Origin of the sequence: Halopseudomonas aestusnigri (assembly GCF_002197985.1) — a bacterium.
In the GTDB taxonomy this organism is placed as follows: domain Bacteria; phylum Pseudomonadota; class Gammaproteobacteria; order Pseudomonadales; family Pseudomonadaceae; genus Halopseudomonas; species Halopseudomonas aestusnigri.
In genome coordinates this window covers 1-21,586 of record NZ_NBYK01000019.1, presented here as the reverse complement: position 1 = coordinate 21,586, position 21,586 = coordinate 1, and the positions used below count along the sequence as shown (strand labels likewise).

Here is a 21,586-nt window from a genome sequence, read left to right as displayed (position 1 = left end):
GAGCAGGAAATGAGCGGACTCAACCGGCGTGATTTTCTTCGTGCATCAGCGCTCGCTGTCGGCACCATCGTGGTATCCAGCGGCCTTCAAGGCTGCCTTTCCAGCAGCTCTTCGGACGACGCTGCTCGCGAGCTGAGCTTCAATCACGGCGTAGCCAGCGGGGACCCGCTCGCTGACCGCGTCATCATCTGGACCCGTGTGACTCCGCTCGATGGCCGCAGCTCCGACATCAGTGTCGGCTGGGAAATAGCGACTGACGCGGCATTCACCGACCTGGTTCACAGCGGCACAGCAACCACCGGCGCTGCGCGGGATTACACCCTGAAGGTCGATGCGCAGAACCTGTTGCCAGGTACCAACTACTACTACCGGTTCAAGGCTGCTGATGTAATCTCGCCGGTCGGCCGAATGAAAACCCTGCCGGCAGGCAGCATCGATCAGGTGCGCTTCGCGGTAATGTCCTGCTCCAACTACCCGGCCGGTTATTTCCATGTCTACGCCGCGGCAGCGGCAGAGTCAGAGCTGGACGCAGTCATTCACCTCGGCGATTACATTTACGAGTACGGCAACGGCGGCTACGCCACCGAAGACGCCGCAGCCCTTGGCCGCTTGCTGCCCGACAACAACGCTGGCGAAATCCTCACGCTGACGGACTATCGTCGCCGTTATGCGCTGTATCGCACCGACACCGACCTGCAGTCGCTGCACGCCGCTGCGCCCTTTATCGCCGTGTGGGATGACCATGAAGTGGCCAATGATACCTGGCGTGACGGCGCAGAAAACCACAACGAGGGAGAAGGCGACTTTACCGCCCGCAAGCTGGCGGCTCTACAGGCCTATTTTGAATGGATGCCGGTGCGCCCTGCTTCTGCTAACGACGAGGAAACCATCTATCGCCGCTTCGACTTCGGCGACCTGGTCAGTCTGCATATGCTGGACACCCGGATAATCGGCCGCGATGAGCAACTGGACTACGCCAACTACATCGGCGCCAGCGGGTTTGACGCAACGGCTTTTGCAGCCGATGTCAGCGACAGCAACCGCACCCTGCTCGGCCAGACACAGCTGAACTGGCTGCAGACCCAGCTCGCGACCTCGACTGCCATCTGGCAGGTGCTGGGCCAACAGATCCTCATGGGCCGCATGCTGCTGCCGGCGGAGATGCTGACCGCGCTGCAGAGCCCGGGTTCAGGTGACCTGACCACGATGCTCACCGAGCTGGTAACCATCAAACTGCGTCGGCAGGCCGGCGATCCGACTCTGACCTCTGAAGAAATAGCGCGTATCGAGACCGTTATCCCGTACAACCTCGATGCCTGGGATGGCTATGCCTATGAGCGGGAAGTATTGCTGGGCACCGCACGCGGTCTGAACCAGAACCTGATTGTGTTGGCGGGCGACACCCACAATGCCTGGGCCAATAATCTGGCCACCCTCAGCGGCGATGCCGTCGGTGTGGAATTTGCCACCGCCTCAGTCAGCTCGCCCGGGCTCGAGGAGTATCTGGGTCTGAGCGATGCCGAAGTGCCGGGCGCCGAACAGGCGATCACGACGCTGGCCGACGGTCTGGAATACCTGAATGCCAATCAGCGCGGATATCTGGTCGTCACCTTCACCACCAATGATGCAGTCGCAGACTGGCGCTTCGTGGATACAGTGAAGTCGTCAACCTGGAATCTGGACACTGGCCGGGCCAAAAGCCTGCGCACCTTGCCAGGCGCTGCAAACCGGGTTCTGGTGCCGACGCTCAGCTGAAAATCAGATGTCGACCCTGCCGCGCAGCTGCTTGGTCTGACCGCGCTTGACCTTGCCTTCCACCCGTTTGACCTGCGAACTGCGGGTCGGACGGGTCGGGCGGCGCTTCTTCTGCACTACGCCGGCAGCCAGAATCAGCTCGCGCAGCCGGTTGATGGCGTCTTCGCGGTTCATTTCCTGAGTACGGAACTGCTGAGCCTTGATGATGATCACGCCATCACTGGTAATGCGCGAGTCACGCAGCGCCAGCAGGCGCTCCTTGTAGAACAGCGGCAGGCTGGAGTTATTGATGTCGAAGCGCAGATGGATTGCGCTGGACACCTTGTTGACGTTCTGACCGCCCGCGCCCTGTGCGCGCACAGCGGTCATCTCGACTTCCCAGTCGCCGAGCTGAACCTGGTTGGAGATATAAATCATTGCGCCACCGTTGGTGTATGAGCTGAAACACCGGCGCTCCCGCGCAGATGTCAACCCGGGCAGCATACGCCGATGCTGCGCGACAGGCAAAACCCTATCAACCGCGGGCTTGCTGAACGAAGTTGATGATCCAGTCGAACATCAGGTCGCTGTCCACAGCAGCGTGCAGAGACGCCTTGCCGGCGCGTACCCGAGCGGGCGGTATTGACGCCGTGCGCATATCCATCAAGGCCTCGGAATAGGCTTTTTCGAACTCCGGATGGCCTTGAACACTGAGAAAGTGATCGCCGTACTGCAACAGGTAATTCGGGCAGAAATCACTGCCGGCGATAACTTGCGCATGGGGCGGCAACTCAACGACCTGGTCCTGATGACTGACGATCAGATCGATCTTGTCCTGGATCGGCTGCATCCATGGCTTGGGCTCATGGATCTGGTTAAAGGACACGCCAACGCCCCAGCCACGATCAGACTTGCGAACCTCGCCCCCCATTGCCGTGGCCATAACCTGATGCCCGAAGCAGACCCCGATCAGCGGTTTGCGCTCGCTCCACAGAGTGGCGATAAACCCTTCAAGTGAGCGAATCCAGTCCAGCTGCTCGTAGACGCCATGCTTGCTGCCGCTGATCACATACAGATCGCACTCATGCGGATCGCCGGGCAACTCACCCTTGTGGGCGGGGTAGATACGGTAGTCCATTTGCGGCAGACGCTTGCGCAGTGCCAGTTCGAACATCTCCGGGTAGTTTCCGTGGGCGGGCAGCAGGAGCTCGTTCACATCATCACACTGCAACAGACCTACTTTCATGCTAATTCCTTCCATCAAAACGGCGCCGTCACGCCAGCAGCTTGATCATGGCGTCCTGCCTGGTACTCATCCTCACAGCCCGGAACGCCCTTGCGGATGCAGGCTGAGAAATCCTCGTCTTCAGTCACCGCCCTTGCCCGCTCTGTTATTCGCCCGAGCCGCTTCAACTCGGCCAGCGAATAACCTGGCTGCAAGCCACCCTGGTGGTATACGTAGTTGTCCAGAAAACCACTGAGCAGCAAGCGGATATCCGAACGCAGATCAGGACGAATGCGTTGCATCAGCCGGAAGACAACGTTGGTGCAGTTGGCGTGCAGCGTGTGATAGAAGCGCGGCGACACCGCCAGCCGATTGGCAACCTCGACGTAGCCCAGCAGCAACGCGCGGCCGGCGGCAGGTGTCAATCGGGTGCGATACAGGTACATGTCCTCATCCCGATGGTTGGTGCGTACCTTGACGATATCCTGCTCTTCACTGGCGACGATGTTGAGTTCGAAGTGTTTGAAGAAGCCTGCAATTGCCGAGTAATCACCGCCGCGGGCGCGGCGAATTTCGACCGACCAGGTCGAATATCGGCCATCGGCAAACCCGAAGGAAACCAGCATATGCGCGATTGAGCGATGGCCCCAGAATGACAGAAACATATCAACCGATTGCAACGCAGAGAGTGCGTATTCACGACTCTGCCAGCGGATATCGTAATCGTCGGCACTGCGCCACTCGAAGCAACGCACCCGCTGCAATCGCAGGACGTCCCCGTCGACAGTCCCGGTAGTCGTATAGGCCATATCGTCGGCCCAGTCACAGTTGCCTTTGGGCAGCACACCTCGCCACCACAGCAGCAAGGGGCCAAAGGCAGCCAGGAAGCACAGCAGCGCGTCAATGGCCTCGCCGCGTGAGGTCAGACTAAGCACCAGCGTCATGACCAGCACCCAGCAACCGAGTGGCAGATAGCGTAACCACAGACGACGCGGACGATGGAACCACAGCGCAGGGATCGCCCAAAGCGATACCAGCACTACCATCAAAGCCTGCACTGTCTCCAGCATGACGCCTCCCCAACGGATCGCCGTTGAATACAGCGCCCTACAGGTGCGAAGTCTACACCCTTGGCGCCCCGGTGCCATCTGCCAGAGCGGCTATACTGCAGCCAAGGGAAAGGAGAAACAGCATGGGCAAACATATCTTTGCATTGATGTTGCTGTTAACCGCCGGCGTGACCGGCGCAGACGAAACGAATGATTCAGATCTCTCCCCCTGGGCGATCGATACCATTACCCCGATCCACGACAGCGTGACGCGCTGGGTCGACAATACCGCCCGCAACATCGACGGTTTTTTTGGCACCATCGACAGCGACAGCGTCGACAACGAGTCCTACCTGCGCCTGAGTACCGACTTCGACTGGGCCGAATCCGAAGAGTTTGATATCGACCCCGGCATCCGCTTCAAACTCGATGTACCAACCACCGAAGAGCGGCTGCGGCTGATTATCGAGAGTGATCCCGAGGAGAGCCGAGGCACCCTTGAAGAACAAGGCGCCGAACGGCTGCGTAATGACACCGATGGCCTTGGCGATACCGTCGCTGGCCTGAGCAGACTGGGCAGCCGCGACAAACGCGAAGGCTGGCACACCCGGGTTGGCGCGGGGGTAAAACTGCACTGGCCGGTCAATCCGTACCTGCGCTACAGCGCTGAGCGGCTCTGGCAACTGGGCGACAGCCCGTGGCAACTATCCAGCTACAATCGCGCCTCCTGGTTCGAGCATGACGGCTACTCTGCTCGCTCGCGCTGGGACGTTGGCCGACCACTGGACAGCACCCGCCACCTGCGCTTTGTCAGCCAGCTGCAATGGCAGGAGGATTACGACCAACTTGAATTCTCGCAGAGTACGCAACTCAACATAGTATTGGGCAAACGCAGTGCCATTCGCTACTCGGCGGTCATCGTCGGCGGCAGCTCCTCAAACCCAAGGGTCAACGACTATTACCTGCAGACCGACTATCGGCGCGACATCCATCGCCAGTACCTCTACTGGGATATTGTGCCCGCGCTGCACTTCCCGCGTGAAGCCGATTTCAAGCCGCGCTGGGCCATCAGTCTGCGACTGGAAATGTTGTTCAGGGCGCAACTGACGCGCGAGTGAGATGCAGGATTACGGGCGTAACCTATACTGACCCGGTGATCGTAAAAAGCTTTACTCACGAGCATCAGGGATGAAGATACGATGCCGATCCGCATGGACCAGGGTAAAAACGTACTTCAGTACTTTTTCCTCATCTGGCTGCCACTGACGCTATTGACCGTATTCGTGACCACTGGACTGATACACAACCAGCGCCAGGGGGCACGGGCCACCGCAACCATAGAGCAGCAGGCACAGGTAGACTCGGCACGGAGCCTGCTCAGCAACTGGCTGTCCCGTATTGAGGCCGATGCCCTTTACCTCGCCGGCCAGCTCGCCCTGCAGCAATCTGAAGAACAGGCCACTGCTACCTTCGCAACCTTCCAGCGCTACCACCCGCAGTACGACCGTATCCGCCTCCTTGACCTCGCCGGATACGAACAGATCCGCGTGGAACTGACCGACGGCCAGCCTTTGGCACTGCCAGCGGCAAGACTGCAGGACAAAAGCCAACGCTACTATGTGCAGCTCGGCCTGCAGCAACCAATCGGCAGCGTTTACTTTTCACCGTTTGAGCTAAATGTTGAACATGGCGAGATCGAGCGCCCATTCCACCCGACCATTCGCGTCGTCACCCCCGTTGCCGATGCCAATGGACACCCCAAGTACCTGTTGGTCATCAACTACCGCGGGCAGTATCTGCTCGACGCCTTAGCCTCGCTGGACAAGCCGAACAAGAGTGCCCTGTGGCTGGTGAACGCCAACGGTTACTGGCTAAAGGCAAGCGATCCCGAAAAAAACTGGGGATTCATGCTGTCGGACCGCAGCGACGCCAGCTTGTCACAGCAATACGTATCGCTGTGGAGTCAGATAATTCGGGCGGAAAATGAAGGCAGCGCCACAACGGACGATGCCATCTACCACTTCGCCAGTCTTGACTTCGATCCGCGCAACGATACCCCCCTCAGTCAGTCGCTGGGACGCCTGTATCTGATCTCCCAGCTTAGCTACGACCAGTTCTACGGCAATAGCCAGCCCGCCGGACGGAGTCTCTGGCAGGCCGGTGGACTGGTCATTCTGTTGTTTGCTCTACTTTCGCTGATGCTCGCCCGTTCCATTGCCCAGCGCCGCGCCAGCGAGTCGAGTCTGGCCACCAGCGAATCCCTGTTTCGCGCAATGATTGAAGCCGCGCCGGACGCCATCATCATGACCGACCCCAAAGGGACCATCACCCTGATGAACGAACAGGCGATGGTTATGTTTGACTACGATCAGGACGAACTGATCGGCCAGAAAGTTGAAGTGCTGATCCCCCCCGAGGCAGCCGAACGCCATGTACGCCACCGAGAGGGCTATGTTCAGGATGCACAGTCCAGGCCGATGGGCATGGGGCTTAGCCTGAGTGCCAGACGCAAGGATGGCAGCCAACTGCCGGTCGAGATCAGTCTGAGTCCGATCCACTCTCCCAGCGGCCAGTTGATTTTTTGCGCCATTCGTGACGCCACAGAGCGTCGTGCAACCGAGCGCAAGATTCGTCAGCTCAACGAAGGCCTGGCCAGGCAAAATACCGAACTGCAGGCGGTCAACGGTGAGCTTGAGGCGTTCAGCTACTCGGTATCCCACGACCTCAGAGCACCGCTGCGGGCCATAGACGGTTTCAGCAAGATTTTGCAAACCAGCCTCGAGGGCAAACTCGACGTCCAGGAAGCAGATTATTTCAATCGCATCCGCAAGGCCGCACAGAACATGAGTACCCTGATTGACGATCTGCTCATGCTCGCCCGCGTGACACGTGCTGATGTCAAGCTGGCGAGCGTGAATCTGAGCCGGGTCGCCTCCAGCGCAATCGAACGCCTGCGCGAAGGCCAACCGGATCGGCAGATTGAAGTGCACATCGAACCGAACATCAAAGTGCAGGCTGACCCTGCCTTGCTTGGCGTAGCGATGGATAACCTGCTGGGAAACGCGTTCAAGTTTACCGCCGGTGCGGTGCATCCGCGGATTGAGGTTGGCCGAGCGGAAAGTGAAGACGGCGACGTAATATTCGTGCGCGATAACGGCGTCGGCTTTGACATGAGCTATGCTGAAAAATTGTTCATACCGTTTCAGCGACTGCACAGCGCCCGGGACTTTCCGGGCACAGGTATTGGCCTGGCATCGATCTCGCGTGTCATGAACAAGCTGGGCGGTCGAGTATGGGCCGAATCTGCTGTGGGACAGGGAGCCACATTCTACTTGCAGTTCAAACGTGTCGAGAACGAGCAATGATGGAAAACCCAATACTGCTGGTAGAAGACAATCCGGACGATATCGCCTTGATGCTGCACGCACTCAAGAACAACGGTATCAACACACCGGTGCTGGTAGCCGAAGATGGCGAACAGGCGCTGCAGCAGCTTTACGGGGAACAGCACGGCGATCATCGGCAGATACCTGCGCTGATACTGCTCGACTTGAACCTGCCCAAACTCAGCGGCCTTGAGGTTTTGCGCCAGCTTCGCGCCAACGACACCACGCGTATGGTGCCCGTGGTCGTGCTGACATCGTCTCTGGAACCAAGCGATCGCTTGCAGGCATACCAGTCTGGCGCTAACAGCTACGTTCGCAAGCCCGTTGATTTTGACGAGTTCGTCACGGTCGCACAGCAGCTTGGCAACTACTGGCTCGGCTTGAACCAACCCGCGATCGACACCTGACTGGAGCACGACCATGGCCAGGGACGCATCTGATAACAGCTGGAAGGTCCTCATGCTTGAGGACAACGAAGATGACGCTCTACTGATCGTTAACCACCTGGAAAACCAGGGCTGCGAGATCAACTGGGATCGGGTGGAGACGGAGAAGGACCTGCGCCAGCGCATGGCCAACAGCGATTGGGATATCATCCTGTCGGATCATTCGATGCCACTGTTCGACGGTGCGACGGCGCTGCGCGTCGTCCGAGAACTTGATCCGGATATTCCCTTCGTTTTTGTCTCCGGCACGCTCGGCGAGAAAGCGGCAGTTGCTGCGATCAAGGCAGGTGCACAGGATTTCATTATCAAGAACGACCTCACCCGTCTCACTCCAGCCGTTGAGCGGGCGATCGCCGATCAGGCGCTGCAGAAGCAACATCGACTGGCACAGGAGGTTCTTCGCAAGCTTTCCCAGGCCGTTGAACAGGCTGCAGACAGCATTTTCATTACCAACCGCGAAGGCGAGTTTGAGTACGTCAATCCGGCTTTCGAACAGCTGACCGGCTACGGGTCCGCCGGTACCCGAGGACACACCCCGGCCCTGCTCAAATCGCATGACCAGGATCCATCCACCTACGCCGAATTGTGGCAAACCGTACTAAGCAAGCAGGTGTATCGGGGCACCCTGATCAATCGAAAGCAGAATGGAGAACTCTTTTTCGAGGAAAAGACAATTACCCCGCTGGTCAATCAGCAGGGCCAGATTACCCACTTTGTATCCACCGGCCGTGATATTACCGAGCGGGTCCTGGCGGACGAGGACCGCAGCCGACTGAATGCGATCCTCGAGGCAACTACGGATGTCGTCGCTATCGCTGACGCCAAAGGCAAGGTGATCTACCTCAACAAGTCAGGCCATACACTACTCTCCAAAGTACCTGTAGATCATGATGACAGGGGCGCGACGAGCCGGGCTTTAAATGCCGCTCAACAGCTGATCCTCGGAGCCCTTGCTCAAGCAGAAAAACACGGCGTCTGGGAACGTGAGTCAGTTCTGAAAGATAGCGCCGGGCAAAACATCTACCTGCACCAGGTGGTCATGGCGCACCGTGACCAGAGCGAACGAATCGCCTACTACTCGACGATTGCCCGTAACATCAGCGAGCGTAAGCAATTCGAGGCCCAGCTGCAGCACCAGGCGACCCATGACCTGCTGACCGGCCTGGCTAACCGGGTGTTGCTGGCGGAACAACTGCAGACCGAAATGCACCGAGCCCGACAGCTTAACCACCTGACTGCGGTCATTTTTCTTGACATGGATAATTTCAAGCGGGTCAACGATAGCCTGGGTCATAGTATCGGTGATCAGCTGCTGCAACAGGTCGGCGTGCGCCTCGGTCGGTACATTCGCCCAAACGATATCCTTGCGCGCTACGGTGGCGACGAGTTTGTAATTATTGCCAGCGACCTGACCGACGTTGACACTATTCCGGGCATTCTGGACAAGGTAAAACGAGCTTTCGATCGACCGATACGCATCGCTCGCCAGGATATTTTTGTCAGCTTCAGTGCCGGAGTGGCGGTATACCCGGACGATGGCGACAGCGCCGAAACCCTGCTGCGTAACGCCGATTCAGCCATGTACCAAAGCAAGGCAATCGGTGGGCACTCCTTCCGCTTTTATGCGCCAGCCATGAACGAGCGCCAGCAGCGATTGCTGGCGCTGGAGTCCGAGCTGCACCGTGCGCTGGAGCGCAGGGAGTTCGTCCTTCATTACCAGCCCCAGGCCAATCTGGCTACTGGCGAAATCAGTGGCGTCGAGGCATTGCTGCGCTGGAACCACAGCAAACGCGGCCTGGTAGCGCCAAACGACTTCATCCCGCTGCTGGAAGAAACTGGCTTGATCGACGAAGTCGGGCTCTGGGTCCTGCGCCAGGCCTGTCAGGACATGCTGCAACTGAAAGCCGAATACGGACACGCTCCCCGGGTATCGGTAAACCTGTCGGCACGCCAGTTCTCGTCCGGATGCCTGGCCGAAAAGGTAGCAGCGGTACTACGTGACACCAGGCTGCCAGCAGAGCAACTCGAGCTGGAAATCACTGAACAGATGTTGATCAATGACCTCGAGTCATCCCGCTCGACACTCGGAGCGCTCAGGGATCTTGGCGTTACTGTAGCCATTGACGATTTTGGTACAGGCTACTGCTCGCTGGCCTACCTCAAGCGCTTGCCACTGCATGTCCTGAAGATAGACCGCACCTTCGTATCGGGGCTGCCGGGTGACCTCAACGATCTTGCTATCGTTGAAGCCATCACCCTGCTTGCCCACAAGCTGGACCTGCAGGTCATCGCCGAGGGCGTGGAGACAGCGGCGCAACTTGAAACACTGCGCGCGCTGGGCTGTGACATGGTACAGGGCTATTATCTGAGCAAACCCGTGCCTCTGGACAAGCTTGGCAGTGCCGCTGCCCTGACTGTCTGAGCCGAACTCAGCATTTCCAGCTTAATCGTCTTCACGCAGCCGATGACAGAAATCGCCCGCATCCAGCTCATTGAGTTCCTCACCCTCCAGCGGGCCTTCCCAACGGCTGTGCGGCGGTTCAAGCTCAGGTAGCGGTGAATGCGGCAGGTTATTCTCTCCCGGGTGCTGTTGATCAAATGACATGGCGTGCCTCCTGACTGAATCGACGTGTACCTGTTAATTCAGTCAAGCAAACCCAGCGTCAGGTTCCAGCCGACTCGATGAGCGGTCAACAGCTCAGCCGGCGGGTTATAGCCAGTTCCAGGACACCCCCGTGTAAACCCCAAAGCCTTCACCGGGCGTCAGGCGCGCAGCTTCCAAACCATTGTCGTTGTACCCGGGAGTCACGGTCGCAGCGTAGTGTTCATCAGTCAGATTGCGCAGGTCCAGCCACGCCTGCCAGTCACCCTTGGGCGCATCGTAGCCCAATGTGGCGCCAAAAATGGTGTAGGTATCGGCATTCCACGAGTTGGCGTAATCCACCGGCACTTTAGACGCATACTGGGTATTCAGCCCCACATAGATACCCACCGGATGCTGATAGCGCAGCTCACCCTGGTAGTAATGGCGCGGCAGCCCCGGCAGCGCATTACTGCCAAAGGTGTCGTCATCACGGTAGTGGAAATCACTGAAGGTATACGCCTGACGCAGCGCCAACGCGCCCAGTTCGTCACCCTGCCAGAGGGTGCTGGTCAATCCCGCCTCGATACCCTGATGCACGGTCGCGCTGGCATTTGACTCGGCAAAGATGTTGGGCTCGATCTCGATGGTCAGCAGTTCGTGATTGACCCGCGAGTAGTACCAGGCCAGATCCCACAGACCGACAACCGAATCCCCCCGCGCGCCCACCTCAAAGGTCGTCGCGGTCTGGTTATCCAGGCTGATTGGCGTGCTTTGGCGGTAGCTCCAGGGATTGGTGCTGACAGGGAAGCGCGTCGGTGAGCCCCAGATCATCGACCACGGGTGCGGCGGCTCAACCGAACGGGACAAGTTGCCGTACACCTCGGTGCCGGACGCCAGCTGATAACGCAGCCCCAGACGCGGCGCGTAGTCCCAGGTACCTTCATCCAGCCGCTCGTTGGTCTCCGGCCAGGTGACCTCTACCTCGCGCTGGGTGTAGATCAATGCCAGTCCGCTGCTCAACCACAGGCGTGGAGTCAGCTCCAATTCGTTGCTGACATGCAATACGTTGTCCGAGCCCTGATGGGTGTACTCGCGCATCAGGGTGCCGATGGGATAGGAAATCGACGGGTTATTAACTCGGTCAGGAACCAGAGTTTCGTAGGCGGTTTCCTTCGAATCGCTGCTGGGCAAATTGGTAGTCGTCCGCCAGCCGACGGTGGTATTCGAATTCAGTCCAAACAGCTCGTGTTCGCGCTGGTAGTTCAACGTCGCACTGATGTCGCTGTAGTCCACCCGGATGCGGTACGGGCTTTCCATCAGGTCCATCGGGTAATGGTGATAAACCAGCCCCATTTCCAGCGTACTTACGTCGTCCAGGCGCAGCGTGGTCTTGTTGGCCAGCCAGGTGCTGCCCGGCTGCTCGCGCTTGGCGTCACGGGCAATGTTGGCCGGGTTGGCCTGGGTCGGGTCGTCGTTGATCTGCGACTGCGTCAGGCGGCCCGGCGTCTGGTGTTCGGTCTCGCGATAACGCAGGTAGAAACGGGTTTCCAGATCCGGTGTCAGTTGCAGGCCGACGTTGGCAACCACACCCTTGCCACTGCCGGCAGCATGATCCTGCTGACCGTCATAGTGCAGATCAGTCACGCCAATGTAGTAATCCAGATCACCGATCACCTGACCGGATGCGATGTGGCGCTTGAGGTAACCGTCGCTGCCCGCCTCCATGCGCAACTGCAGACGCGGCGCATCAAAGCCGCTGCGGGTGATGTAATCGACCGCCCCGCCCAGTGCCAGCGCACCGCGCTCAAAGCCGTTGGCACCGCGCAGCACCTCGGCGCGACTGAGCCACAGCGGTTCGAGCAGTTCATAGGGCGTACCGCCCGAGCCGGTCAGCGGCAAACCATCCAGCAGGATGTGGTTACCGGAGGCATGCGCACCCGGCCCACGGTTGATGCCGGAACCACGAATGCTGATCTTGACACCTTCGTTACCCGGCGACTGGGCGTAAACACCCGGCTGATAGGCCAGCACATCGGCCACACCGGCCACTCGCCCCTGCTCGACCTGCTGCATGTCGACTACGTTGGTGCCACCGGGCACCTCGCTCAGTGCTTCACGGGCCTTGGCAACCTCATCAACAGTTTCACCGGTTACCGTGACGGCATCCAGTTCGGTGAGCTGGTTTGCCAATGCAAACGCAGGCGAGCCCAGCAGGCAGGCAAGACACAACGGCGCCAGACGCGCCGGCGGGGTTAACAGGTTAGGCATGCAGCAACTCCAGCAACAGACGAGGAAAGTGCGAACAGCGCATTTTACTGGTTTCCCCGGCGCGAACAACCAAGGCGCATCCAGCACACCCTGCCGGCTCGACAAGGATTAATGCGCCTGCTGATAAGCGCCATTACCGAGAGCAGAACATGATTCTGACACGAGCCTCAACCTAGAGCGGTGAACGCTCATCCGGGCGTTCAGACGACCCTTCGCGAGACAGCTCTTCCAGGCTACCAGCGCCCGCAAACTTGACGCGGCGCTGCTGCTTGCCGTAACAAGGACGTCCAACAACAAACGCCCGCCTTTGCCGCGCACATAATGGACACCCGTATGCCTGCTCAAGAACACGCCAAGCACCCCGTCAGCCATCGCAGCTTCGGTCGTGTCTCCGTCTACTTCGGCGAGCGCAGCGGCAAGTACCCGGACGGTAACCAGATCCTGATTCGCGGCAGCGAAGTACGCGCCGCGTTCGATACCCCGCTGGTTTCCAACCATATCGGTACCGCCTTCGACGAAACCGAACTGGTGGTGCTCGGGCATGTACATGAAGATCACATAGCTGGCCTGCACCGGCTGCCCAATGTGCCGGTCCATGCTCATATCAACGACTTGCCCACCGTGCAGAACTGGGACGGCATGATGGCGGCATACGGCAACATGGATCCGCGCCAGGCCGCCGAAATGCGCGCCAACTTTGAGCGCAAATTCCATTACACCCCGCGCCCGGACGCCATTGGCTATGAGGACGGTGCAGTCTGGGATCTGGGCAGCAACCGTATCACCGCCTTCCACCTGCCCGGCCACACCGCGGGCCATTGCGCCCTGCTGATCGAGCCCGAAGATGTTCTGTTTATCGGTGATATCGACCTGACCGGCTTCGGCCCCTACTACGGCGACGCCTGCTCCAACCTTGCGGACTTTCGGCGCAGCCTGGCGGCGGTCGCACAGCTCCCCGCCAAGGTTTGGGTCACCTCGCACCATCGCGGCATCTACACCGACCGCGCGCACTTTCTGCGTGATCTTGCGACCTTCACGGGCAAGCTTGACGAGCGCGAACAGAAGCTCTGCAACATGCTGAAGAGCGGCCCCCGCACGCTGGAGGAACTGGTGCAAGAGCGTCTGCTCTACCCGCCGGGTTACGACGCCGCCTGGGTTGAAGGTGCTGAGCGGAGAACCATCAGCCAGCATCTGGCCGAGCTGTTGGCTGATGGCCGGCTAGTCGAATACGACGGGCGCTATCAACTGGCCTGAACAGAGTCAGCCATCGAGAGTCCGCGTGCAGGATGGCGTGATTCGCACTTGTATGGTGGCAGTGGGCTCGCGACACTGGGCACATCCAACAGCAGCACGGTTGATCAACACCATGGCAAGGCCTGCGCCCAGCGCTTCCAGCGAGCACCTCGAAAAAATCATCAAGGGCCTGCGTGCCGTGGTGCCGGTCAGCAGCCTGGAAGCAGCGCTGCAACGTAACCAGTTGGCGGTTTGGCCCAAGACGCAACGAGTGCCGCTGGCAGCCGTCCGTCAATTGGTGACAGAGCTGGCCGAGGAACAGCAAGAACCTTGGCTATTGGTTCGTGCCTTCAGCCATCTGAACTATACCCAAACCTTCCTCGCGGGCACCTATCTCGGAAACGCCCGTACCTTGCGTGATGCGATAAATCTGAGCAGGCGCTATATCCAGCAAAACAGCGATCTGGCCAGTTTGGCCCTGAAGCAACACGGCGGCCTGGCTAGTATCGTCGTAACGGCCAACCCTGCGGCCCAAGCCAGCGAACAGCAATTGCTTGCGGTGTTTATGCGGTAATGCGCACCTGCCAGGGGCTGGGTCTTCAGCAGGCCAGCGCAGCCCTCGCCGGTTTGTCTGAAGAGGCGCGAACGGTCTGCCGACGCCTGTTACGTCTCCCAGTGGCTAATCTCACAGGCCCGCAACGCCTTGAACTCCGCTTTGCTGCGCTGGAACTGGCCCGTGCTCTGAATACCCCGAAGCCCAATATCGCGCGCCTTGCACGTAGGGAGCGTCAATTGATTCGCTCCAGTGTTGACCACCGCTGGAGTGAGTCCGTGCAGTTGCTGATGGCCGCGCTGCTGCCCCGCGGTGACACCCAAATTTCTCGCTGCGCCAGCCTGCTGGCGGTAGCGCCTCGTACCCTGCAGCGCAGACTGACCGCCGAACAACAACCATTCAGCACACTACTTGCCAGAGTTCGCCAACAGCTGTGTCTGGAGTATTTGCGCACCGAGCACGCCGACGACACCCTCGCGCTTTTACTCGGCTATCGCCAGACCAGTCAGTTTTATCGACAGTTTCGTCTTTGGTTCAACTGCTCGCCTGCTCAACTGCGCTCACGTCTTATTTCCGAAACCACCATAACAAGAGACCTTATCCATGCGCCGCAACCCACTGCTCTGTGCACTGTTTCTACCCCTGGCTCTGACAGCCAACGCTGCTGACAGCGCTCTCGACGAGCGCTTGATGCACGGCGCCGAGGCTATGCAGCCCAAAGCCATTGCCTGGCGCCAGGATATTCATCAGCATCCGGAACTGGGCAACCAGGAATATCGCACTGCTGCGCTGGTAGCAGAACACCTGCGACGGCTTGGCATGGAAGTACAGACTGGTGTTGGTACGACTGGGGTCGTCGGACTGCTGAACGGCGGCAAGCCAGGGCCGGTGGTCGCCTTGCGCGCCGACATGGATGCCTTGCCTGTGCTGGAGGCAACCGGCCTGCCATTCGCGTCTGAAGTACGCCAACAGTACCTGGGCGAGGAACGCCCCGTCATGCACGCCTGTGGCCATGACGCCCATGTTGCCATCCTGATGGCGACCGCCGAGTTACTGGCCAGCGTAAAGGATGAGCTGCCTGGCAGCGTAAAGTTCATCTTTCAGCCTGCTGAAGAGGGGCCTAGCAACTACGCCTACGACGGCGAGCGTCACTTCGGTGCCCGACAAATGGTGGAAGCGGGTGTGATGAAGAATCCGCAGGTAGATGCCGTCTTTGGGTTGCACGTCAGCTCTGCCATGCCTACCGGCCTGATCGGCTATCGCAGCGGCCCGGTGATGGCCAGTTCCGGCGACTTGCATATCCGCGTTCAGGGCAAGCAAACCCACGGAGCGCAACCCTGGGATGGTGTCGATCCGATCACGACCAGTGCGCAGATCATCAACGGACTGCAGACCGTCGTCAGCCGACAAACCAATATCATGCCCGCCCCGGCAGTGGTCACCATCGGCACCATCAACGGCGGCACGCGTCACAACATCATTCCGGAAGAAGTGGTCATGACCGGTACCGTACGTACCTTTGGCGATGACGTACAGCAGCAGGTCAATGAGCGAGTCGAGCGCACTGCCAAGGGAATCGCGGAGGCGGCAGGAGCCAGCGCCGAGGTAAAAATCATCGACAGCTACCTGACCACCACCAACAACCCCGAGCTGACCGAGCGCATGGTGCCGACCCTGCGCCGAGCAGCGCAGGATCGCGTGATGGTATCGCCAATGGTTACCGGCTCGGAAGACTTCTCGTTCTATGCCAACCAAGCACCGGGCCTGTTTGTCTTTTTGGGTGTAACGCCAATGGAGCAGATGGGCAAGGCCGCGCCGAATCATTCCCCCGGGTTCATGGTTGACGACGCCGCGCTGGTGACCGGCATACGAACGCTGAGCATGCTGGCGACCGACTATCTGCAGCAATCGAAACTCGGCAACTGATCGGTTACCGCGCGGCGCCGGCTTATCCGAGCCAGGCATACTTGACCAGTCCAAGCAGGCGTTGATCATCTTTGACCAGTACTGACGCGCGGAACTCATCGCTTCAGAATCCGGACTCTCTGATGAACAGCGCCATCAGACGCTGCAACTGATGCAGCAATGCACTACGTGGCTTGCCTTCAATGACGGCCACGCCGACCTCCCTTTTCTGTCGAAGAGCCTCGGGTACAGGGCCTTCAAGCGTCATTTCAACGCGATAATGTGCGGCTTCCGGTATCAGCCGGTCATCCTTGAGTCGTGCCGCGATAGGGCCGCCCGCGTCAGAGCCGAGCTCTGCGTAGGGCAACGCCGGAACAGCGCTGATATCGATTTGTGCAACCCGCACAGGTATTCGCTCGCCCTCACCCGAGGATGCGACAAATACACCGACCTGCCCGTGCTCAAGAGAGGTCAGATAACGCTCGTTTACCAATCCTTCAATGATCAGTTGGTCACTGTTGACCAGTGTAAGAATCGGCTCATCGCGTCCGATCCACTGGTTGTCAGACAGGCTTGCCATGGCGCCGACAAAACCGTTGATCGGAGCCCTGACGACCAGCTTCGCCTCCCGCTGGCGCAACCCGGCCAACTGCTCATTCAACTGCTGCAGACGCTCAAGGTTGACCGCCTGAGCGACCTGGTCATCACGAAAAGTCGACTGACGAGAGAGCTTCAGGCGAACCAGCTGAAGCTGTTCCAGCGTTTCCTGCACTTGCTGCCTGAGTTCCGGCGACTGCAATTGCACAAGTACCTGACCCGCCGTCACCTGATCGCCGGACTGCACGTGAACCGCCACTACCTGAGCCGGCTCCGACGCAAACAGCGCTTGCACCTGCTGAGCACGCAAGACGGATGGCAGCCGAACATCAACCGACAAGGGCAGCAACATCCAGACTAGCGCCAGCAATGGCAGTGCCCACCCGACCAATCGCCAGCCTGTCCAGTGAAAATCAGCGCGACGCTCTCGCCACGTACGTACTTCCTTGAATATGGGCATGACGATGAACCAGAGCACCTCGACAATGAATAGAAAGATGCCAAGCACCTTGAAGAAAAAGTGATACACCAGCAGAGCAATACCCAGGAACAGGAAAAAGCGGTACAGCCATGTGCCCCAGGCATAGAGGATCAGCAGCCGTGCGCGTCGACGGGGCATCGGCTCCGGCAGCGGATCATTGAGCCCCCATAGCCAGCGACGCAACCGCCAGCGTCCGAGTTCGAACGCACGCTGCTGAAGGTTCTCTACCCCAATCAAGTCGGAAAACGCGTAGTACCCGTCAAACCGCATAAACGGACTGATGTTGACCAGGACAGAGGTAACCCAACTGGTAGTCGCAATAAAAAACGCGGCACTGCGCAGCGAACCATCCGGCAGGACACCCCACAGAAACGTGGCAATGAGCGCGAGATAAAGCTCTGTTCGGACGCCAGCAGTGACAATACGCAGGCGATCACGACGGGACTGCAGCTTCCAGGCATCCGTGGTATCGGTATACAGCACTGGAAACATCACCAGGAATGCGACGCCCATGGATGCCACTCTGCAACCCAGTCTTTGCGATACCAGCGCATGCCCCAATTCATGGGCACTCTTGACCAGCACCAGCGTCAGACCGTAAAGCAGAAACCCTTCCAGGCTGAAGAAGTAAAGAAAAGTCGCACTGAACTCGTCCCATTGGCGCAGCACCAGCAGGCCGCCCAGGACTCCGAGAACCATAACGATCCGATGTGCAGTACTGCCGAGCAGCCATGACAGCTTCGGACCGACTTTATTCAGCCAGTTGTCAGGCCGAAACAGCGGGATTCGAATAAACAGATAGTTATGCAGTAACCATTGCAAGACACTGGGCCGGCTGCCCTGCTGTTGACGATAAAAAGCGTCACTGGCGCCGTTGCTGCGGGCAAGCACCAGGTTGTTTGCAATCAGAAAATCGGAAAACGCGCGAATCTCCTCGACCGCATGATCCAGCCCTCGGGCCTGCAGAAATGCATGCATCTCTTCCAGCGTGCGGCCTGGCTGCCAGTGGCGAATCAGCGCCAGGGCGTCTATCGACAGGGTGAAATAACGGTTACGCACTCGATCATGCAGCAGATAACGTGGCGCACCATCTTCGTCATGCCCTCCCGGCAGCAGCTTCAGGTCCTGCCTGAGTGCAGGTAGCCTGAACTCTACCATCCCAGCCACTGCCGAACCGAGGTAATGGGGCGGCGAAACAGGTAGAAGAAGATGCTCACCTTCTCACCGTACACCTTGGCGGTACCACGCAGGCCAACACGGGGAGGCTCTGCCTGCCGCTCAGACTCGCTGAGCTGTGCGATCAGACGGTAGGCCAGCTGCTGATCCGGCGTCGTCTGTGGTTCGTAACCGGACTCACTCAGCTGTGCCGACCAGGCATGCAGAGGATCATTGTCGAGAAAAACCCTTACCTCCGATCCCGATACCAGGGAAATCGAATCCTTGACCGGCAGCATGATTCTGAACTCCACCTGGGTCGGATCCGCAACCTGCATAATCCGTTCCCCTACCCTCACAGGCCGGCCCTTCCAGTCATCCGGGTTGTCGAGTACCGCAACACCCGGCCGGTCAGCCGTTATCACCGAGCGTTCCAGCTGATCCCGGGCAAACTGCCACTCGGCCTGTCTCAAACGAACCTGCGCTTCCAGCTCGGCGAGCCTGGCTTTCTGCGTGGGATCCAGAAAGCCGCCCTGCTGAACCGTTTTCAACTCGGCCTCGGCAACGGATAACGCCTGCCTGGCAACCGCCTCCTTGCTGGCAAGCTCACTTTGCTCAAGCTCGATCAGCACGTCGCCCGGGCGCACCTGCTGATTGGGCTTTACCGCTACCTGCCTGACCACCCCTTCCAGGGGGGCTGCAACAACATGGGGAGACTTCGGTACCACTTCAACCGGCGCCAGGGTACTCAGGCGCACCGGTAGCAGCATTATCAGCAGAACCGCCAACAGGCTGGCCAGCCACACCTTGCGGTGCTGCAGATTGCTTTTCAAACGAGTGAACTGCTGACCGCGACGCAGCGCAAAGAGCGCGTGCCCGGCACTCCCCGCCAGATGCTGCAGCACACTCTGCTCGGCCTCGCTCCAGTTTTTGTCTCGCAGAAGAAGCAAAACGCCTGCGACCTCGCCATTTCTGGCCTCGATCCGCAGCGGTTGCCAAAGGATATGGTCAGGAAGGCCAAGCTCTCGCCATTCGTTGGCAAGGTCCGCGCTCAGATCAGCCGGCCTCAGCTGGGTCTGATTCTCCGGGCTCCCCTGTCCATTTACAAAACGCGCCAATTGCTCAACCCAGGCGATGTAGGGTGAGGTGTAATCAACAGTAGGCAAATCAGACGCGGCAACGACATGCGGCCGCTGAATGCGCTCACCGACCAGCAAAACGCTCTGGGTGTAAGGCACGCAGGTATGTGTCTGATTGACCAATGTATAAAACAACTGCGCAAGGCTTTCAGCCTTGCGCAGTTGCTGTTCAAGCCCCAAAAGGGCCGCGACAGTATCGCTCACCAATACCCCTTAAACTGACTGGAGCATCGACACGAGTCGGCTGCCATAGTGGTCACGCGCCGCGATCTCCGCAGCCAACTGGTCATTCAGCGGAATGAATCCCGTTGACTCGACGTCGACAGGCTCCGCAGCTTCCGCATCAGCGCCGGCCGCCCGCTTGAACAGCTCCTCAAGGTCAAGCTTGAGCTCAAGCACGCGAATCTGCCCGTCGGAGCCGATCGCCTGAACCCGGATACTGACCTCTTTCTGACCAGCAGGCGGATTGCTGATGGTGACCGACCCAGTGGTTGGATCCAGCTGAATCCAGCCGGGGAGCTGTTCACCACTCGACAGCGTTCCGCCGTATCGCTGGGAACCACCGTTGGTGCTGGTGTCCTGAATCGCGATCACCACCTGCCCTTCGGAATTGCTCTGGATGCTGGTTACCACCAGAGAAACAACATCGAATGCATCCTGCTGAACCTGGCTGAACTCTACCTGACCTGCCTCGTTTACATTGACGTCAACCGATGCGCGAACGGTCGTTGACCCATCGGTATTTCTGACCTGAACCACAATGGCGCCCGGCTCGGACAGAATGACCTGCTCGGATGAACCTTCGCTACCGTTGCCCGCACCCTGCAGATCATCAGACGGCTCGCTACCTTCACCAATGGCATCTTCAACAACACTTTCGAAGCCAAGGCCGGACGACGGCATAAAGCCACTGGAATCCAGCGGGTCACGCGTGTCGCCGCTCTCGCTGACAAGCCCATCTGGCATACCCGACTGCGGGAGTTCAACCGGCTGGGAGTCACTATCGGGCGCCGCGGGCGGAGTGCTGCCCGGACCCGGATTGGCAGGAGCTTCGTTAGGCACGGCAGTCACCGTCAGCTCGAACACTCTGGAGACGGTGGCACCCTCAGCATCAATTGCCGTTACCTGAACCTCGAATACACCTGGCTCGCGCGGCGAACCTGAGATCGAGCCGGTCTCCGGGTTGTAAACCAGCCCGCGCGGCAGTCCGCTGATGCTGAAGTCCAGGTCCTCTCTGCTTAGCGTCGAGTCCTTGTCGGAGAACAGACTGTCCACTTCGAGCGCATAGCGGTCGCCCAGCTGCACAGTGGTTTCCTCACGGCTCAGCTCGCGCGCGGTGACCTCTGGGGCATCGTTGGTGCCAAGGATCCGGAAGTTCACAACAGCCTGATCAGTCGCTCCCTGACTGTCTGCTACTGTCACGGTGTAGCTGAAGCTGATTTCATCTCCTGCATTGAGGAAATCCAGATCAAGGCCACGAATATCGTACGTCCAGCCAATGCTACCTTCATTATCAAGCCCGGTGGCACCGGTACTGAATGCGTCAACCAGCGCCTGAGCCAGCCCTGCAGGCAGCGTACCTACGACACTGTCATCCGCGCGGCTCCAGGTGATATCGTCATTCGACTCAAAGCTGACGTCGATCGTGTCCGTCAGATCGACATCCGCAAAGTGCACCTCGCCGGACTGCACCAGATCCTGGGCGGTAGCATCACCCGCTTCGGTAAAGCCCTCAGGCGCGTCAACAGTGACCTGCGGCGCATCGTTGCTGCCGGTCAGGGTAACAGTCACATCCTGGGTCGCGGTGCCGCCCTGGCCGTCATCAACGGTA

17 protein-coding genes are annotated in these 21,586 nt (G+C 59.1%); 9 read left to right on the top strand and 8 right to left on the bottom strand.

Translation table 11 applies throughout. The features are described from left to right. The first annotated feature begins 9 nt into the window (after positions 1-9). The gene (locus tag B7O88_RS16985) at positions 10-1,755 is read left to right on the top strand and encodes an alkaline phosphatase D family protein (RefSeq protein WP_088277866.1); all 1,746 of its coding nucleotides are present in this window, start codon (positions 10-12) and stop codon (positions 1,753-1,755) included. 3 nt (positions 1,756-1,758) lie between these two features. Here the strand turns inward: B7O88_RS16985 and arfB are convergent, their stop codons facing one another. The 3 genes from arfB to B7O88_RS16970 form a co-directional block, all read right to left on the bottom strand. After that, on the bottom strand, positions 1,759-2,172 hold the full coding sequence (gene arfB / locus B7O88_RS16980; RefSeq protein ID WP_088277890.1) for an alternative ribosome rescue aminoacyl-tRNA hydrolase ArfB: 414 nt from the start codon (positions 2,170-2,172) through the stop codon (positions 1,759-1,761). Between the two features lie 97 nt (positions 2,173-2,269). After that, on the bottom strand, positions 2,270-2,980 hold the full coding sequence (locus tag B7O88_RS16975; RefSeq protein ID WP_088277864.1) for a type 1 glutamine amidotransferase: 711 nt from the start codon (positions 2,978-2,980) through the stop codon (positions 2,270-2,272). A gap of 14 nt (positions 2,981-2,994) precedes the next feature. Then, positions 2,995-4,029: an Lnb N-terminal periplasmic domain-containing protein gene (locus B7O88_RS16970; protein WP_160003150.1), complete on the bottom strand. Its 1,035-nt coding sequence runs from the start codon at positions 4,027-4,029 to the stop codon at positions 2,995-2,997. A 122-nt stretch (positions 4,030-4,151) separates the two neighbouring features. Here B7O88_RS16970 and B7O88_RS16965 point away from each other — a divergent pair, with 122 nt between their 5' ends. The 4 genes from B7O88_RS16965 (at position 4,152) to B7O88_RS16950 (ending at position 10,262) form a co-directional block, all read left to right on the top strand. Beyond that, complete coding sequence (locus B7O88_RS16965; RefSeq protein WP_200818418.1) at positions 4,152-5,126, top strand: transporter family protein; 975 nt, start codon at positions 4,152-4,154, stop codon at positions 5,124-5,126. A gap of 81 nt (positions 5,127-5,207) precedes the next feature. Then, positions 5,208-7,373, top strand: coding sequence for a sensor histidine kinase (locus B7O88_RS16960; protein ID WP_088277860.1), 2,166 nt, complete (start codon positions 5,208-5,210; stop codon positions 7,371-7,373). Further along, entirely contained in the window at positions 7,373-7,801 is a 429-nt protein-coding gene (locus B7O88_RS16955) for a response regulator (protein ID WP_200818419.1), read from the top strand. Before B7O88_RS16960 ends, B7O88_RS16955 begins: the two co-directional genes overlap by 1 nt. A gap of 52 nt (positions 7,802-7,853) precedes the next feature. Next, entirely contained in the window at positions 7,854-10,262 is a 2,409-nt protein-coding gene (locus B7O88_RS16950) for an EAL domain-containing protein (RefSeq protein WP_200818420.1), read from the top strand. A gap of 21 nt (positions 10,263-10,283) precedes the next feature. Here B7O88_RS16950 and B7O88_RS18020 read toward each other — a convergent pair whose 3' ends face one another. Further along, the gene (locus B7O88_RS18020) at positions 10,284-10,445 is read right to left on the bottom strand and encodes a hypothetical protein (protein ID WP_160003151.1); all 162 of its coding nucleotides are present in this window, start codon (positions 10,443-10,445) and stop codon (positions 10,284-10,286) included. Between the two features lie 105 nt (positions 10,446-10,550). After that, on the bottom strand, positions 10,551-12,692 hold the full coding sequence (locus B7O88_RS16945; protein WP_088277854.1) for a TonB-dependent receptor family protein: 2,142 nt from the start codon (positions 12,690-12,692) through the stop codon (positions 10,551-10,553). A gap of 333 nt (positions 12,693-13,025) precedes the next feature. On the opposite strand from B7O88_RS16945, the gene B7O88_RS16940 reads away from it, so the two are divergent. The 4 genes from B7O88_RS16940 to B7O88_RS16925 all read left to right on the top strand — a co-directional run bounded on the left by B7O88_RS16940 (position 13,026) and on the right by B7O88_RS16925 (position 16,404). Continuing rightward, positions 13,026-13,946 carry an MBL fold metallo-hydrolase gene (locus tag B7O88_RS16940; RefSeq protein WP_088277852.1) on the top strand — a complete coding sequence of 307 codons (921 nt, stop codon included), beginning with the start codon at positions 13,026-13,028 and terminating at the stop codon, positions 13,944-13,946. A gap of 100 nt (positions 13,947-14,046) precedes the next feature. Continuing rightward, a complete protein-coding gene (locus B7O88_RS16935) occupies positions 14,047-14,499 on the top strand; it encodes an AraC family transcriptional regulator ligand-binding domain-containing protein (protein WP_088277850.1) in 453 nt (150 codons plus the stop codon). Next, positions 14,499-15,146, top strand: coding sequence for a helix-turn-helix domain-containing protein (locus tag B7O88_RS16930; RefSeq protein ID WP_088277848.1), 648 nt, complete (start codon positions 14,499-14,501; stop codon positions 15,144-15,146). The genes B7O88_RS16935 and B7O88_RS16930 overlap by 1 nt, the downstream gene beginning before the upstream one ends. Continuing rightward, on the top strand, positions 15,082-16,404 hold the full coding sequence (locus B7O88_RS16925) for an amidohydrolase (protein ID WP_088277846.1): 1,323 nt from the start codon (positions 15,082-15,084) through the stop codon (positions 16,402-16,404). Before B7O88_RS16930 ends, B7O88_RS16925 begins: the two co-directional genes overlap by 65 nt. A 103-nt stretch (positions 16,405-16,507) precedes the next feature. Here B7O88_RS16925 and B7O88_RS16920 read toward each other — a convergent pair whose 3' ends face one another. The 3 genes from B7O88_RS16920 to B7O88_RS16910 all read right to left on the bottom strand — a co-directional run. After that, a complete protein-coding gene (locus B7O88_RS16920; protein ID WP_200818421.1) occupies positions 16,508-18,619 on the bottom strand; it encodes an HlyD family efflux transporter periplasmic adaptor subunit in 2,112 nt (703 codons plus the stop codon). Continuing rightward, positions 18,613-19,959 carry an efflux RND transporter periplasmic adaptor subunit gene (locus B7O88_RS16915; protein ID WP_088277844.1) on the bottom strand — a complete coding sequence of 449 codons (1,347 nt, stop codon included), beginning with the start codon at positions 19,957-19,959 and terminating at the stop codon, positions 18,613-18,615. The genes B7O88_RS16920 and B7O88_RS16915 overlap by 7 nt, the downstream gene beginning before the upstream one ends. A gap of 9 nt (positions 19,960-19,968) precedes the next feature. Next, positions 19,969-21,586 (bottom strand): putative Ig domain-containing protein (locus B7O88_RS16910; protein ID WP_140418601.1); only part of this gene is annotated, 1,618 nt, incomplete at its 5' end.

Excerpts from the sequence above, each read along its gene's own strand:
- B7O88_RS16940 (WP_088277852.1), top strand. The coding sequence starts at position 13,026 with ATGCCTGCTCAAGAACACGCCAAGCACCCCGTCAGCCATCGCAGCTTC.
- B7O88_RS16965 (WP_200818418.1), top strand. The coding sequence starts at position 4,152 with ATGGGCAAACATATCTTTGCATTGATGTTGCTGTTAACCGCCGGCGTG.
- B7O88_RS16970 (WP_160003150.1), bottom strand. The coding sequence starts at position 4,029 with ATGCTGGAGACAGTGCAGGCTTTGATGGTAGTGCTGGTATCGCTTTGG.
- B7O88_RS16930 (WP_088277848.1), top strand. The coding sequence starts at position 14,499 with ATGCGCACCTGCCAGGGGCTGGGTCTTCAGCAGGCCAGCGCAGCCCTC.
- B7O88_RS18020 (WP_160003151.1), bottom strand. The coding sequence starts at position 10,445 with ATGTCATTTGATCAACAGCACCCGGGAGAGAATAACCTGCCGCATTCA.
- B7O88_RS16925 (WP_088277846.1), top strand. The coding sequence starts at position 15,082 with ATGCGCCGCAACCCACTGCTCTGTGCACTGTTTCTACCCCTGGCTCTG.
- B7O88_RS16975 (WP_088277864.1), bottom strand. The coding sequence starts at position 2,980 with ATGAAAGTAGGTCTGTTGCAGTGTGATGATGTGAACGAGCTCCTGCTG.
- B7O88_RS16950 (WP_200818420.1), top strand. The coding sequence starts at position 7,854 with ATGCTTGAGGACAACGAAGATGACGCTCTACTGATCGTTAACCACCTG.
- B7O88_RS16960 (WP_088277860.1), top strand. The coding sequence starts at position 5,208 with ATGCCGATCCGCATGGACCAGGGTAAAAACGTACTTCAGTACTTTTTC.
- B7O88_RS16920 (WP_200818421.1), bottom strand. The coding sequence starts at position 18,619 with ATGGTAGAGTTCAGGCTACCTGCACTCAGGCAGGACCTGAAGCTGCTG.
- B7O88_RS16945 (WP_088277854.1), bottom strand. The coding sequence starts at position 12,692 with ATGCCTAACCTGTTAACCCCGCCGGCGCGTCTGGCGCCGTTGTGTCTT.
- arfB (WP_088277890.1), bottom strand. The coding sequence starts at position 2,172 with ATGATTTATATCTCCAACCAGGTTCAGCTCGGCGACTGGGAAGTCGAG.
- B7O88_RS16955 (WP_200818419.1), top strand. The coding sequence starts at position 7,373 with ATGGAAAACCCAATACTGCTGGTAGAAGACAATCCGGACGATATCGCC.
- B7O88_RS16985 (WP_088277866.1), top strand. The coding sequence starts at position 10 with ATGAGCGGACTCAACCGGCGTGATTTTCTTCGTGCATCAGCGCTCGCT.